This is a genomic window from Sulfitobacter marinus, from assembly GCF_900116285.1.
Taxonomy (GTDB): Bacteria; Pseudomonadota; Alphaproteobacteria; order Rhodobacterales; family Rhodobacteraceae; genus Sulfitobacter; species Sulfitobacter marinus.
Genome location: NZ_FPAJ01000001.1, coordinates 1,045,974 through 1,060,648 on the forward strand (window position 1 = coordinate 1,045,974; position 14,675 = coordinate 1,060,648).

Below are 14,675 nucleotides of genomic sequence, written 5' to 3' on the forward strand. Positions count from 1 at the left end.
CATAATATGAAGTTTTCATGACATGACCCGTCGCACACCGATCTGGAAAGCCATTGCCGACACTGTGTGCGGAGATATCACCGGCGGTGTCTACTGCGCCGGTGACAAGCTGCCGACCGAAGCAACCCTTGCCGCGCGCTTCGGCGTTAACCGGCACACGGTGCGTCAGGCCTTGGCCGCTTTGGCCGATGAGGGGATCGTCCATGCAAGGCGCGGTTCGGGTGTTTTCGTGACCATGACGCCAACCGATTATCCCATCGGCCGCCGGGTCCGGTTTCACCAGAACCTGACCGCTGCCGGGCGCACCCCCGCCAAAACCGCCCTGCTGTTGGAAACCCGCCCCGCCAACGCATCCGAGACGGACGCCCTGCAGATCGCCAGCGGGGCAAAGGTACATGCCTACGAGGGTCTGTCGCTGGTCGAAAACCTGCCCATCGCGCTGTTTCGCAGTGTCTTTCCCGCCGACCGTTTTCCTGAAATGCTCGACTATCTACGTGCTGATCCTTCGGTGACAGCAGCTTTGGCCAAATGCGGTGTGGAGGACTATACCCGAGCATCGACACGGGTGAACGCAAAGCTGGCCACCGCCACACAGGCGCTGCATCTACGGATTGCCGAGAACGCACCAATTTTACGCACCATCAACGTGAATGTCGCCCCCGATGGCACCCCGATCGAGGTCGGGCGCACATGGTTTGCCGCAGATAAGGTGACATTGACGCTGTCAGACCCATAACCCCCGGCGCGACTATTCATAGCGCTCCAGAAAAGCCTCAGCCGTAAGGGTCCGGAAATCGGTCAGCGTCTGCCGCAATCGGTCATGGGGCCAATCCCACCATGCCAGCGCCATCAGCCGATCTGCAATATCAACGGTAAAACGCGCCCGCAACGGCACAGCGGGGATGCCCGCCACGATCATGTAGGGCGCGACGTCTTTGGTCACGATTGCGCCTCCTGCCACCACCGCACCATGACCGATGGTCACTTCTGGCCGGACTTGTGCGCCGTGGCCCAACCATGTGTCATGCCCGATGACCGCGCGCCTCGTGCGTCTGTGGTCGAACCAAGCCGCATCGTGATCTGCATCGTCAAAGTAGTCGCCCGACCGATAGTGAAAGTGATGCAAGCTGGCCTTGTCCATCGGGTGATCCGTGGCCCCGATCCGGACAAAGGCCGCGATATTGGCGAACTTGCCCACGGCGGTATTGGCAATGTCACAATATCTGTCGCAATAGGCGTAGTCGTCGAAATGGCTATGCGCCAATCTGGTCCCGCGTCCGATTTCGACAAAGGCTCCGAAACGCGCATCATTCACCTCGCAATCAGGGTGGAGAAAGGGCGCATCCGCTTTCAATCGCGCCATCAGCCATCGCCCTTGATCAGCTTCCGGCGCAACCAGCCGGACAGGCTGTCCATCGCCATGACCAGCAAGATGATCAAAACGATGTAATAGGTGACCTCTTCCCAGTCCTTTTGGGTCGCGATGGCCTGGGTCAACAGCAAGCCGATGCCGCCACCGGTGATTGCCCCGATAATGGTCGCCGATCTGGTATTGGATTCAAGGTAGTACAGCACCTGGCTTATCAGGACCGGCAACACCTGCGGGAAGACCCCGAAACGATAGCGTTGCATCGGCTTGGCCCCTGTCGATGTGATCCCTTCGATCTGCTTTTCATCCACATTCTCAAGAGCTTCCGAGAACATCTTGCCGAATGTGCCTGTGTCCGTCAGCAAGATCGCAAGCGAACCGGTCAGGGGTCCGGGGCCGAACGCGCGGCTTAGCACGATGGTCCAGATCAACCCGTCCACACCGCGCAAGAAATCAAACACCCGCCGCGCGGCAAAGCGGAAGATGCCCAAGGGGGTAAAGTTACGCGCCGCCAAAAAGGCCAGCGGCAAGGCAAAGATCGCCGCACCAAAGGTGCCCAGAAACGCCATCAGCAAGGTCTCGAACAAGGCCCAAAGCACATCCCCGTGCCGCCACATCTTATTGGTCCAAAAATCCTGCCAGATCGCCCCCGCCTCACCGCTCAGGGCATGCCTGGCCAGCTCAACAGGTCCCATGCCATAATAGGGGCTGTCGAGTGTGAAAAAGAACAGCTCCCAGCCGTAGCTGTATTTGAACACCTCGGCGCGGGCGCGGGTGATTGTAAAGCGCCCCGCATCGGTGGCGATCATAACGCGGTTCTTTGAGGCGTTGATATAATCAGGCAGATCACCTCTCGGAAACACCGCATTCACGCCCGTGCCATTAGGCCGCGCCGTCACCACCCCGTAGCCGGGAATGTCATAGCTGACCTGAGGCCCCAGGGTGATTACATGGCCCTTACCCAGATCAACCACTGTGGCATCGCCCAAGCTGACCCAATCGGGCGCGGTGCCGCCGGGGTATTGCCCCTTGCGCTCGCCCTCGACCGAGATGGAAATCGCCCCGTCTCGGTTATTCTGCGCAACATGGGTTTTGTAGCTGTAGCTGTCAGACAGCAGCGTGCGGGCGTTGTTCAGGTTGATCCGGTCGCCAAGGCCCGCCACATCGAAAGAGACGAAAATATAGGCAAAATAGGCCAGAATGACCAATGGCACGGCTATGGTCAGGCGTTTCTTGCGGCTGAATGCCGTCAGCGTGGCAGCATGAAGGGTGGCGGTTGTCATAGGATCACCTGTGGGTTTGCGGCACCATGGGTCAGTCGGTTGCGCAGCAGACCCGATAGCTGGTCCACAACGACAATGGTCAGGAAAAGTAGGATAAAGATCGCTGCGGCTTCGTCGTATTTCCCGATGCCCCAGCTCATGGTGTTACGCAGGTCATAGCCAATGCCGCCTGCCCCGACAAAACCTAGGATAGCCGAGGCACGGATATTGATCTCGAACCGTAACAGCGCGTAGCTTAGATAGTTCGGTGCGACCTGCGGGATGACGCCGAGCACCATCCGCTGCGTCCAGCCTGCCCCGACCGAGGCCAGCCCTTCGACGGGTTTGAGAGAAGCGTTTTCATTGACCTCGGAGAACAGTTTACCCAAGGCCCCAACGGAATGCAGCGCAATCGCGATCATCGCAGGCACAGGCCCGCCGCCCAGCATAAAGATCAGCACCAAGGCGATGACGATTTCAGGGATGGCCCGCAGGATATCCAGCACCCGGCGCAGCGGGTTCACCAGCCATGGCACGGGCGCAAAACCGCGCGTGACCAGCAAGGACATCGCCAACCCCAACAAACCGCCGATCAGGGTCGATGCCGCGGCAATGTTGATTGTCTCGATCAAAGACGGAAAATACTTGATCAGATAGCCGGGCATCAACGGTGCACGTTCAAATGCCTCGCTGAACATGGCGGCCGGAAAGTCGAAAATGTGGGAAAGCCCGTCCCAAAAGCCGCCTGCATTCCGCTTGTCGGCGGTGTAAAAGCCCGACACCAAAAGCGCCAAAAACACCACCATCATGATGAAATTCATCAGCCGCTTCTTCTTGATATGCTCAAGATATGCGCCGCCATCTGTGGTGGCATTCCCGCCGGTTTCTGTCTTGTCTGCCATGCCCTACCCCGCCTAAGTGACTGGCCCCGGACAATCCGGAGCCAGAAAAATCATGTAATCGACTGATTTAATTTGATTTCGCCAGACGGGCGGCGACGATCGATGTATAGGCATCATGGGTGATCGGATCGAAACCGCTGACTTCGCCGCCGGCAAGGGCCGCCGCGCATTCGGGATCAGTTTCGCCCATGGTGTCGATGATGTTTGTCACTGTCGCACGCACATCGTCAGGCAGGGCGTTGCGCAAAACAACAGGCTCGCCCGGGATCAGCTTGGAGCGCCAGATTTCGACCAAATCGTTCATATCAACAAGGCCCGCATCCACCGCTTTGCGCAGTGCACCAAAGGTATAACCGTCTTCCCAGTTGCCCTGTCCATCCGTCCAGGTCACGCCGCCATCCACGTCGCCATTGTTCACAGCAACGATGGTTTGTTCATGGCCGCCGGTGAATTTGACTTCGCCAAAGTAATCGCCGCTTTCCATGGAGGCACCGATCTGGCCGGGGATCTCGACCGACGGGATCAGATAGCCGGAGGTGGAGTTCGGATCACCAAAGCCGAACACCTTGCCTTTCATGTCCTCAAGCGATTTTACGCCGCTGTCCACACGGGCAAAACCAACCGAGTAATAACCGGTGCTGCCGTCAACATTGACCTTTACAAGGATCGGCGACACTGCGGTTTCATCCGCGATGTGAACCGCCGCATAGGAGGACGGGCCCATCAGTGACAGATCAATCGTGCCGCCCAAAAGACCCTGAATGACGCCATTGTAATCGGCAGGTGCAAACAGCTTGGTTGGCACGCCAAGAGCGTCCTCAATGGCACCGCGCAAACATTCATTGCTGTTCATGCGGTCTTGGGCGTTTTCGCCGCCCAGAATGCCGATGCGGAATTCGTCAATGGCGTGGGTTTCGGCCCATGCCGTGCCCGCCAGCGCTGTCGTCAGAAGGGCAAGTGTGATCGTCTTTTTCATCTTTGGTCTCTCTTCAGTTGATGCACCCGGTGTTGGAGTGCGGGTAAAGGGGGTCGCGCTATAGCGCTGCGATACCGGCCAGGTGTTCCTTGGCCGGGGCGGTCGTTTCGATCTGGGTCGATGTTGTTGCCTCGGAAAAGCTGGCATCAGCGCCATAGATTTCGCGGGCGGCAGCGGTGGTCAGCAGCTCTGGCAACCCGTCAAAGACGATCCTGCCGTCACGCATCCCGATGACCCGGTCGCAATAGCGCCGCGCGGTGTCCAACGTATGTAGGTTGGCGATCACCATACGGCCGTCTTGTTCGTGGATGTCGCGCAGTGATTGCATCACCACCTGCGCATTCATCGGATCAAGCGAGGCAATCGGTTCATCCGCCAGAATAATCCGGGGGTCCTGCATCAGGGCGCGTGCGATGGCGACCCGTTGCTGCTGCCCCCCCGACAACGCCTCGGCGCGCTTTGGCGCGTGCTGGGCAATCCCGAGCCGTTCCAGAATGTCGATGGCGCGGTGGATGTCCTCGTCGGGGTACAGATTGAACATGGTGGACAAGGTCGAACGGCGGTTCAGGGTGCCGTGCAGCACGTTGGACACCACATCCATGCGCGGCACGAGGTTAAACTGTTGAAAGATCATGGCACATTGTGACTGCCAGCTGCGCTTGGCCGCGCCGCGCAGACCCGTCACATTCACGCCGTCAAAAGTAATCGCACCCGATGATGCATCCGTCAGCCTGTTCAGCATCCGCAAAAGCGTGGATTTTCCCGCCCCCGAGCGACCGATAATCCCGATCATCATAGGCTTATCGACAACAAAGCTTGCCGCATCCACGGCGGTATTCGCGCCAAATGTTTTGGTGATCTGATCAAATTGCAGCATAACGCCCCCTTCGTGTTGCGGTGTGCCTACGCAGCAATCGATTCACTTTTGTGGTGGTTTGGTTATAGTTTTGTAACAGGCACCCGCGGCCTAGATAGAAAACACAGCCATTTCGGGCCAATCACTTCGCTGCCCAAGGGGAGAAAGCCACGTGACGAAAACGGTCAATATTGAAAAACTGGATCGCCTTGTCTTATGGCTCATAGGCGCAATCTTGGTTTATTCAGCTGTCATCTTTGTCGCCGCATATCTCTCTGGTGTGCATATGGGCACATGGGTTTGGGACCGGCATCAAAATCAGTTTTCCTGGTATTCGCGGCCAATCTTTATGATCCCTGCCGCCTATTACGCCTACCGGCGGAAACTATATCACGTGTTTGGGTTAATGGCCCTTCTTGCAACCAGCCTGTTCTGGTTCGATGCGCCGACGACGGTATCGCCAACCGTCAGCGCATATCTCCAGTGGGAAGAGCGCCTGTTCTTTACCAACACTAGTAAACTGCCCCTTGTCGCACTCACCTTGAGCGTCATCATTTTCCTCTTCCTGCTGTTTTACGCATTTTGGCAACGGAACGTTTGGTACGGCCTCGTGGTCATCAACGCCGGTACAATCCTAAAGATCATTGTCAGCATCGCCTTTGGACAAGAGGCAGGTATGGCCTCGATCATGCCATCGCTGACTAGCTTGTTGATCATCAACCTCTTTGCATGGGTTTTGTATAAACGCCGCCCTAAACCGTCACCGCCGCAATGACTGGCCATGCGCCCACAGATGCGCGCCTTTCTGAACAAAAGTTGATATATCTCAACTCCGCGATCCACGATGGCGTAGAAGATCCTTCTACAAAGGTAACCTGACCTCCTTACGAGAAATGGATCAACAGAACATATGAAACCGCTGTTTTTGATCCTTTGCTACATCGCTGTTATTGCGCTCCCTCTGGTGCTGTCTTGGCTCGTCGGTGGCCCGCCGCGTGTGTTCCATCAGGAATTGGCCTCTGGCATGGGTATTCTGGCATTTGCCATGATCTTGATGGAGTTTGTCCTGTCCGGCCGGTTCAAAGCGGTATCGACTGATATCGGCATGGATGTGACGATGCGGGTTCATCAGTTGATGGCGCGGGTTGCGCTTGGCTTTGCGCTGCTTCATCCGTTGCTATACCGCGGCACGCCCGCTGGCGGCCCGCGCCCGTGGGACCCCACCCGCCAGTTGGTGATCACCACTGATATGTCAGATCTTTCCACCGGCATCGTGGCATATCTGCTGCTTCCCAGCCTTGTTTTGCTGGCCATCGGGCGCAGCAAACTGGACATGAAATACGAAACATGGCGCTGGATGCATGGTATCGGTGCGCTATTAATCGCCGCACTATTGCTGCACCACACCATCTACGCCGGGCGATACGGCGCGCAGCCGGTGATGACGGCTGTCTGGGTGGCGATGACCGCAATAGCGGTCGGGTCGCTCTGCTACGTCTACCTGCTGGCCCCGCTTCGCGATAAAACCCGGGCATGGCGCGTGCGCGCTGTAAGGCAGATGACACCAAAACAATGGGAGCTAACGGTCGCGCCCAACGGCCATGCCGGTCTTGACTACAAAGCAGGACAATTTGTCTGGCTGAATGTCGGCCATAGTAGCTTTTCAATGCAGGAAAACCCGTTCTCGATCTCTTCTGCCCCGGCGGCTGGGCCAGAAATATCCTTTATGATTAAGGAGTTTGGCGACTTCACCCAGACGATTGGCCAGATACAGCCCGGTACGGTTGCCTATCTTGATGGCCCTTTCGGGAACCTACCCATCGATGACCGCCCGGAACCGGGCGTCGCGCTAATCGCGGGCGGCGTCGGGTTGGCACCGCTGCTCGGAATGCTCAGACAGATGCGCCTGACCGATGATCCGCGACAGGTCAAACTGATCTACGCAAATCGGTCGGTCGATCAGATTGCATATCGCGACGAACTTGGCACCCGAAACGTAACCTTGGTGCTGTCAGATCCGCCAGAAAACTGGCAAGGCGAAACCGGGTTCATTGACGGCCCCCTGCTGGACCGTGCCTTCACATCCGAGGATTACAAAAACTGGGTTTTCGTCATCTGCGGGCCGCCGATTATGATGGATATTGTCGAGAACCACCTGCTTAAGCGCGGCACGCCGTCCGATCGCATCCTCTCAGAGAGGTTCAGCTATGATTAACCCGCTCAAACGTCTGAGCTCACGCCAGCGCGTGTCGGTCGCGATTTGGCTGGTGAGTGTGATCTTTTGCCTGCTTCTATTGGCCTTTGCACTTCGCTAAATAATTGATCTAAATAGTATAAACCCCAAATTTTTTTCGTCCATGTTCCGCCGCGTTGACAATCGCTATGATGCGCTTGTTCTTGAAATCCATATTGTGCTGCTGTGTTCCATCCAGCTCGATCGCAGCTGATCAATTAAGGGAACCTGCTGGGTTGCTTACCCGACCGAAAACAACGCGCGTTGTTTTTTATTCATATAGGTCCAAGCAATAAACCGGCTGGTCTTTTGCCCCTGTGCCATTTCGACGATTTTAAGATCAGCAACTTTGGCTTTCCCTAAAATTCTGCGAAGCGTTTGGACGTTGTCCTTTTTCGATACCAACGACGTAAACCACAGGCACTGGTCGGCGAATTCCATGCTCTGCTCTACCATTCGGGCGATAAACTTTATCTCGCCGCCCGGACACCAAAGTTCAGCATTCTGACCCCCAAAATTCAGTTTGCTAGAGTGTCCCTTTCCAAGGCCTGCCCACTTGCGTTGGGTGCCTTTGTTCGCTTGCTTCATCGACGCATGAAACGGCGGGTTGCACAGCGTTACGTGAAAGGTATCGTGGGTCTTGATCACACCTCTGAAGATGTCCTTAGGGTTATTTTGTTGCCTAAGGGTAATGTTCAAACCGTTAACGTCGCGAATTTGCGTAGCGGATTTAAGAGCACCCGCATCGATCTCAACGCCTGTAAAGTGCCAGCCGTATTCGCTTTGACCTGTCAGGGGGTAAACCAAGCTTGCACCCGTGCCGATGTCCAATGCTTTGATGTGACGCCCACGTGGGATCTCTTGGCTACTGCCGTCGGCAAGCAGGTCCGCAAGATAGTGAATATAGTCGACACGACCGGGAATTGGTGGGCATAGATAGCCGTTGGGGATATCCCAAAAATCAATATTGTAATGCGTCTTAAGCAAAGCCCGATTAAGCATACGGACAGCGTTCACGTCTTGAAAATCAATCGTCGCCTGACCGGTTGGATTACGAGTTGTAAAAGATTCAAGTTCAGGTGTTTGCGCCACCAAACGCTCAAAGTCGTAACCATCTGAATGTTGATTGCGGGGATGCAGCTTTGGTGTGGTGGCCATGGGACACGCCTTTATGAAAGTTAGTAGGTGCCGCGCGCCAGACGGTTGGTTGGTTTTAGGCTCTCATGTACAAATAGTAAAATCAGGAACGCAGTAAAATGCAGACGATGACGATAAAGAACTAATCGCGGAATAATCCTTACCCGTCGCTAAGTCAGGCTGACGACCGCAAGCTCGCACGCACCTGTTCGAGATAGAGCAGCTCAGCCTCATACAGCCCGACGGCAGCAAGGCGTGAGGATATCCGCTCAAAGTGCTTCATCAAATAGGGAAAACGGTTTCCATCCGGCAAGCACTTTGAATGCAGTAAGTTCGCCATTTGAGAATAGACCGACACATCTGCGATCGAGATTGCGCCCCCGCAAAACCAGTCTTTCCCCGAGATTTGTGTCTCCAGATAGGTCAACAAGGGCGGAAGATGCTCAGCAACCGACGCCTTCACAGTTTCCGTATCAATAGGCAGCCCCCGCATCTCGTTGATGAAAATGGGCCGAAACACACCGGTACTGATCTCGGAAAAAAGGGCCGTGTCTGCATATTCTTCGATCCACAATGCATGGCCCAGATGTTCGGGTTCCGTTGGAAACAGCGCTGTATGCGCGGGATGAGCTGCATTGAGATAGGCGCAAATGGCTGAGCTGTCGTTCAGCGTAAAGCCGTTCGCCTGCAGAACTGGCACACGCTTGAGCGGGCTGATTGTCTCAAACCCATCCGGTGGAGCGTAGGGATTCACCAGCGTTAGGTCAGTGTTCAGGCCCATCTCCGCCGCGAACAATGCCACTTTGCGGGTAAACGGTGAGAGCGGGTTTCCAAGAATTTTATACGTCATAGTGATGGTCCATTCCTTTAAGTTGACGTTGTCAATATTGACATCATAATTGACGCTGTCAATATGGTCGGATGAAAACGAAACAACCCTTCCATCATGGCAGCTTGAAACAGGCATTGCTGGACGCATCAGGCGCTCTTCTGGATCAACAGGGGCCTGAAGGCGTTACGATCAGAGCGATCGCGCGGGAAGTCGGGGTCTCTCATGCCGCTCCGGTTAATCACTATAAAGATCGAGAGGCACTTCTTACTGCTCTTGCGACGGTGTTGTTCAAAGACATCTTGGCTTCTGTTCAGGAAAAACTGAGCGACAAGAACCTACCCGCGAGCACGCGCATCTCGGCCTTTGCGATTGTACTGTTCGAATATGCAATGGCGTACCCTAACCGCTACAGGCTGCTTTGGCACACCGGATTAGTCAATCATGATGACCCGGAATTGCTTGATGTCATGGATCAGTTTTATAACGCTTGCCGGGCTGAAATTGCAGGGGCCGGACTGTGTAGCGAGCAAGACACCGAAACCTATGCGATTGCGTTGTGGTCGTTGGTGCACGGCTATACCGACCTTAGATTAACCGGTATGTTCGAGGCGAAAAACGATACGATCAGTGGTCGCCCAAGGTTGGAGGCCATGCTGGATATGTTCCTAAATCCGAGCCACGCAAAGTCGCCGTAGGCTTAAGATGAGCCAAGAACCCTATCTTATCAAATCACCTTATTTGACTCCATAAGCGCTTACGCCAAGTATTTCAGGGGAGGGCCGAAATCTACTCGTTTTGTGCAGCAACGCCTATTCCGTTGCTGATAAAACCTCGAAAAAAGCCTTTGTTCTTTTATCATCGAGCCAACTTGAGTGTGTACCAAGTTTTGCCTCATTCATCCGCTGTGAGCGGTTTGGGTTGGGCTGCCACGAAAACCGGCTCGTCACTCCGATCTGTCGTGATATCCAAATCGCGCTGGATCGCGGCGAACCGTGTCTCAAGGTGATCGCGCATCGCAAGGCGCGCGGCCTGTTCGTGACCTGCGGCAATCGCGTCTACAATGGCCATGTGTTCGTTATAACTGACCTGCATTGACGCGGGGGTGCGGCTTTTGGATCGCAGCGAAACCCAGTCGGGATTAGACCTAATCTCGTCCAGCAGAGAGAACGCCGTCAGCAAGGGTTTGTTGCGGGCGCATTGCGCGATCAGGCGGTGCTGCGCGCCATCCCAAAGTTCAATGGCCTGTGCGTCGGCCGCTTCTTGATGGCGCTGTGTTAGGGTTCGGAGCCGCGCAATTTCTTCGGGGCGCATGCGTCTGGCGCACAGGGCGGCCAGTTCCGGTTCGATACACAGACGCGCTTCCATAACTTCAAACGCGTTCGTCTGGCCCGTGATCCTTGCCGCAAGGTTGCCCATCGGATCTGCGGGCTGTCCTGCAAATGTGCCCTTGCCCTGCCTGCGCCACACCAGCCCTTCGGTCTCGAGCGCGTCAAGCGCCTGCCGCACAAAACGTCGGCCCACATTAAATTTTTCAGCCAGTGCGCGCTCTGTCGGGAGACGGCCATCAGCGCTAAGATCACCTGACTTTATCAAATCAAGCAGTCTTTGTCGCAGTTGGCCTGAAGCGTTATTTGTAGACATTTCATTCATTGGATGTCTCTTTTGTCAGTTGGTTGCAGGCATTGCTATTTGTTATTGCTCGTTCTCTACTGCATGTGACTGACTTGTCCTACCCTCTGCGATACGCTTTTCCAACGCCGCTGCGATATCGGCGTCGATGCTGTCGCGTGTAGGATTGCCAGAAAACCGCGCCTTGGTAGGCATGCCTTTGGCGAAATGCACATAGCGCTCTTGCGCGACGTTCCAAAGCCGCGCCAGTTCTGACAATGGGTCGGCATGGTCATCCGCACGCAGGTCAAGCCACGGGTGGTCCTCACCGCAATGTATCACCAAACCCGCAGCCTGCCGTCCGCGTTTGTCACCACCCGCCTCTTCGCCGGCCTTCATTGCCGTGATGAGGCGGTCGGCAAAAGCGAGGTTTGAGTTTTTTATGAACGCCTCCGAGGTTGCTTCGATCACACGTGGACCGGCTAACATGTTGCCGGCAACCGAATGATCCTCGTGCAAAATATGCCCGGCGAAATCCACACATTCTGCACCGGTATGGGCGGCAAAATTCCCCGATGTGTCCATCATATGGGCCTGCCTGATTGCACGTCCTTGGTCGCGCGCGACCAAATCCTGCAACACATCTTTGGCGCTTTCCCCTGCCATCATGCGCGCGCGTCCTTCTGTGCCCCAGATCGGGTTGCAGAAGGCTTGGCTCGCGATGGCGCAGGAACCCGATACATATGGCACGGCCGCCCCGCAGGCAAAAAACTTGCTGGCCACGATCAGCCCGATACTGCCATCGGTATCTCGTGCAATCAGAGAATAGGTCATCGGCCCACCGCATAAGCTTGCATCAGGCGCGGCGTTGCGGCGGCGCGCAAGATCCCGTCGGGTTCACGCATCGCGGCGGTCATACGGCCAACGGTCCACGGGTCAGCAACGATCACCTTATGCCCCCGCGCCCGCAGGTCTGCGATGACATCCTCGCCGACACCCGGTTCGATCATCATCTCGCAGGTTCGGACTTCGCGCGGGAAAAAGGAGCCTTGGAAATGCATCGAATGAAAAAGTGGTGCGTCCATCCCTTTCTGTAAGTCCCAGCCAAAATGCACAAAGCGCAAGAACCAGATCAACTGCCACTGGTCCTGCTGGTCGCCGCCCGGTGTGCCAAACACCAGCTGCGTGCCGTCCTTTTCGGCAAGGCTGGGCGTCAGCGTTGTACGCGGCCGGCTTTTGGGCACCAGCGATGTCGGCAGACCGTCATCGAGCCAGAACATTTGTGCCCGCGAATTGAGCGGGAAGCCTAGGCCCGGAATGACCGGCGAGCTTTGCAGCCAGCCGCCAGACGGCGTAGCAGCCACCATATTGCCCCAGCGATCAATGATGTCGAGATGCACTGTGTCGCCGCGTTTCTCGGTCAGATGCGACATGGTCGGTTCCTGTGCCGCGACTGCGCCCACGTTGAAATCGCGTTGGCTGCGCTCAATATAGGCGTCGGCCAACGCCTCGAACCCTGCCACACGGCCAGGTCGTTGTTCCGTCGACGCTTGGCGTCCGATCAGCTTGCGGCGTTCGTCATTGTAGGCGTCGCTCAGCAGTGCTTCCATCGGGATCTCGCTGAAATCCGGATCACCATAATAGGCTTCGCGGTCGGCATAGGCCAGTTTCATGGCCTCAATGACCGTATGTACAAATTCTGCGCCATTTGGATCCATGGATGCCAGATCAACGCCCTTGAGGATCGCCAAAGCCTGCAACATGACCGGACCCTGCGACCACGACTGGGTCTTGTGAACCGTCCAGCCATGATAGTCATAGGACAAGGGGGCCTCATAGCTTGCGCGCCAAGCCACCATATCAGCGGGAGCGAGAACGGCCGCGTGCTTGGTTTCGGACACGTCCATCACATTGGCGTCCTTGAGGTAGTCAAAAATCGCATCCGCCACAAAGCCTTCGCGCCATTCTGCGCGGGCGGCGTCGATCTGCGCCTCGCGCGTTTCGCCAGCGGCTGACGCCAGCCGGTCGTAGGTCGCGGCAAGGTCGGGATTCTTGAACAATGCGTGGGGTTCGGGGGCCTTGCCGCCCGGTGTCCAGACATCCGCGGATGTGGGCCACTCCTGCGCAAAAAAATCTGCCAGACCGGCAATCGTATGTGCCACGCGGGGCAACATCGGATGCCCGTCGCGGGCATAATCAATGGCCGGTTGCATCACGTCGCGCAGGCCCATGGTGCCGTGATCGCGCAGCATCAGCATCCAGCCGTCAAATGCGCCCGGCACCACCGTAGCCAGCAAACCGGAACCCGGGATCAACGTCAGCCCCTGCTCTTTGAAATGTGCGATTGTCGCAGCTTCGGGGGCGACACCCTGCGCGCAGAGCACCTCTACCTTTTCGGTTTTGGCGGAATAGAAGATTGCGGGCATATCCCCTGCCGGACCGTTCAGATGGGGCTCTACCACCTGCAATACCAGCGCGGTGGCCACGGCTGCGTCAAACGCGTTACCGCCTTTTTCCAAGATGCTCATGCCAACGGCTGACGCAATCCAATGTGTCGAGGTGGCGGCACCGAATGTCCCACGTATCTCGGGGCGAGTTGTAAAGTCAGTCATTATATCTCCGGATTAATGTTCGCGCGGGTCAAGCGCATCGCGCAGCCCGTCGCCCAAAAGGTTAAAGCCAAGCACGACCAAAAAGATTGAAATTCCAGGCCACAGTGCCATCCATGGTGCTTGGTTGAGAAAGTTTTTCGCTGTGTTCAGCATCGACCCCCAGCTTGGGTCGGGCGGTTGTTGCCCAAGGCCCAGAAAGGAAAGCGCCGCTTCTGCGATAATTGCCGTGGCAATCGTCAGCGTGGCCTGCACAAGGATCGGCGGCAGGACGTTGGGCAGTATATAGCGGCTGAGGATGCGCGGTGTTGGCAGGCCAATCGCGCGGGCGCTGTCGACGTAATCCTCTGATTTAACGTTGATAACCTCGCCGCGCGTCAGGCGAATAAAGATCGGCGTTGCCGATATCCCGATCGCAATCATCGCATTTGTCAGCGATGGCCCCAGAAATGCCGCTAGCGCAATAGCGAGGATTAGAAAGGGAGCCGCCAAAAGCGCCTCTGTGCAGCGCGAGATCACTGCATCAGACCAACCGCCGAAAAAGCCCGCAATCAGCCCCAGCGGCACCCCTATCGCAATCGCAATACTGACCGAAACGACCCCCGCAAGAAGGGACGCCTGCGCGCCCCAGATCATGCGGGACAGGACGTCGCGGCCAATCTCGTCCGTTCCCATCCAATGCGCCAAGCTGGGTGCCTTGCGCACCGCCCCCCAATCAGTGGCAGCGGGATCAGGGATCGGCAGGATGGGGGCCGCGATGGCGATAAGAATGAAGAAGGCAACCAGCACGCCGCCAACCATTGCGCTTTTATGGCTGCGGAATTTCTTCCAGACACGGTTTTCCGTTTTTGCGGTGAGAACCGGCTCGGAAGCGAGGGCAGTGTTGGTCAT

15 protein-coding genes are annotated in these 14,675 nt (G+C 56.4%); 4 read left to right on the forward strand and 11 right to left on the reverse strand.

Annotated features, from left to right (window positions below; translation table 11 throughout):
• Positions 1-22: 22 nt before the first annotated feature.
• Positions 23-736 (forward strand): phosphonate metabolism transcriptional regulator PhnF, encoded by a 714-nt coding sequence (phnF, locus tag BM347_RS05140; protein ID WP_093915279.1) that lies wholly within the window; start codon positions 23-25, stop codon positions 734-736.
• Positions 737-748: 12 nt separating this feature from the next.
• On the opposite strand, the gene BM347_RS05145 is transcribed toward phnF, so the two are convergent.
• The 5 genes from BM347_RS05145 to phnC all read right to left on the reverse strand — a co-directional run bounded on the left by BM347_RS05145 (position 749) and on the right by phnC (position 5,386).
• On the reverse strand, positions 749-1,363 hold the full coding sequence (locus tag BM347_RS05145) for an LbetaH domain-containing protein (RefSeq protein ID WP_093915280.1): 615 nt from the start codon (positions 1,361-1,363) through the stop codon (positions 749-751).
• The gene (phnE, locus tag BM347_RS05150) at positions 1,363-2,652 is read right to left on the reverse strand and encodes a phosphonate ABC transporter, permease protein PhnE (protein ID WP_093915281.1); all 1,290 of its coding nucleotides are present in this window, start codon (positions 2,650-2,652) and stop codon (positions 1,363-1,365) included. Before phnE (BM347_RS05150) ends, BM347_RS05145 begins: the two co-directional genes overlap by 1 nt.
• Positions 2,649-3,533, reverse strand: coding sequence for a phosphonate ABC transporter, permease protein PhnE (phnE, locus tag BM347_RS05155; RefSeq protein ID WP_093915282.1), 885 nt, complete (start codon positions 3,531-3,533; stop codon positions 2,649-2,651). Before phnE (BM347_RS05155) ends, phnE (BM347_RS05150) begins: the two co-directional genes overlap by 4 nt.
• A 67-nt stretch (positions 3,534-3,600) precedes the next feature.
• Positions 3,601-4,509 carry a phosphonate ABC transporter substrate-binding protein gene (gene phnD, locus BM347_RS05160; protein ID WP_093915283.1) on the reverse strand — a complete coding sequence of 303 codons (909 nt, stop codon included), beginning with the start codon at positions 4,507-4,509 and terminating at the stop codon, positions 3,601-3,603.
• Positions 4,510-4,567: 58 nt separating this feature from the next.
• On the reverse strand, positions 4,568-5,386 hold the full coding sequence (gene phnC / locus BM347_RS05165) for a phosphonate ABC transporter ATP-binding protein (RefSeq protein ID WP_093915284.1): 819 nt from the start codon (positions 5,384-5,386) through the stop codon (positions 4,568-4,570).
• A 328-nt stretch (positions 5,387-5,714) separates the two neighbouring features.
• On the opposite strand from phnC, the gene BM347_RS05170 reads away from it, so the two are divergent.
• Complete coding sequence (locus BM347_RS05170) at positions 5,715-6,140, forward strand: hypothetical protein (RefSeq protein ID WP_139226448.1); 426 nt, start codon at positions 5,715-5,717, stop codon at positions 6,138-6,140.
• A gap of 135 nt (positions 6,141-6,275) precedes the next feature.
• Positions 6,276-7,580 (forward strand): ferredoxin reductase family protein, encoded by a 1,305-nt coding sequence (locus tag BM347_RS05175; RefSeq protein ID WP_093915286.1) that lies wholly within the window; start codon positions 6,276-6,278, stop codon positions 7,578-7,580.
• A gap of 258 nt (positions 7,581-7,838) precedes the next feature.
• On the opposite strand, the gene rlmF is transcribed toward BM347_RS05175, so the two are convergent.
• Entirely contained in the window at positions 7,839-8,756 is a 918-nt protein-coding gene (gene rlmF / locus BM347_RS05180; protein ID WP_093915287.1) for a 23S rRNA (adenine(1618)-N(6))-methyltransferase RlmF, read from the reverse strand.
• 154 nt (positions 8,757-8,910) lie between these two features.
• On the reverse strand, positions 8,911-9,585 hold the full coding sequence (locus tag BM347_RS05185) for a glutathione S-transferase family protein (protein ID WP_175498488.1): 675 nt from the start codon (positions 9,583-9,585) through the stop codon (positions 8,911-8,913).
• 71 nt (positions 9,586-9,656) lie between these two features.
• Between BM347_RS05185 and BM347_RS17440 the strand changes: the two genes are divergently transcribed.
• Positions 9,657-10,262: a TetR/AcrR family transcriptional regulator gene (locus BM347_RS17440; protein ID WP_139226449.1), complete on the forward strand. Its 606-nt coding sequence runs from the start codon at positions 9,657-9,659 to the stop codon at positions 10,260-10,262.
• Positions 10,263-10,458: 196 nt separating this feature from the next.
• Here the strand turns inward: BM347_RS17440 and BM347_RS05200 are convergent, their stop codons facing one another.
• Genes BM347_RS05200 through BM347_RS05215 form a run of 4 tightly spaced genes read right to left on the reverse strand, consistent with a single transcriptional unit; the run spans position 10,459 to position 14,675 of the window.
• Positions 10,459-11,217, reverse strand: a complete 759-nt coding sequence (locus BM347_RS05200; protein WP_093915289.1) for a FadR/GntR family transcriptional regulator — start codon at positions 11,215-11,217, stop codon at positions 10,459-10,461.
• 42 nt (positions 11,218-11,259) lie between these two features.
• Positions 11,260-12,009 carry a DUF1028 domain-containing protein gene (locus BM347_RS05205; protein WP_093915290.1) on the reverse strand — a complete coding sequence of 250 codons (750 nt, stop codon included), beginning with the start codon at positions 12,007-12,009 and terminating at the stop codon, positions 11,260-11,262.
• On the reverse strand, positions 12,006-13,787 hold the full coding sequence (locus tag BM347_RS05210) for a gamma-glutamyltransferase family protein (protein ID WP_093915291.1): 1,782 nt from the start codon (positions 13,785-13,787) through the stop codon (positions 12,006-12,008). The genes BM347_RS05205 and BM347_RS05210 overlap by 4 nt, the downstream gene beginning before the upstream one ends.
• Before the next feature lie 12 nt (positions 13,788-13,799).
• Entirely contained in the window at positions 13,800-14,675 is an 876-nt protein-coding gene (locus BM347_RS05215) for an ABC transporter permease (protein ID WP_093915292.1), read from the reverse strand.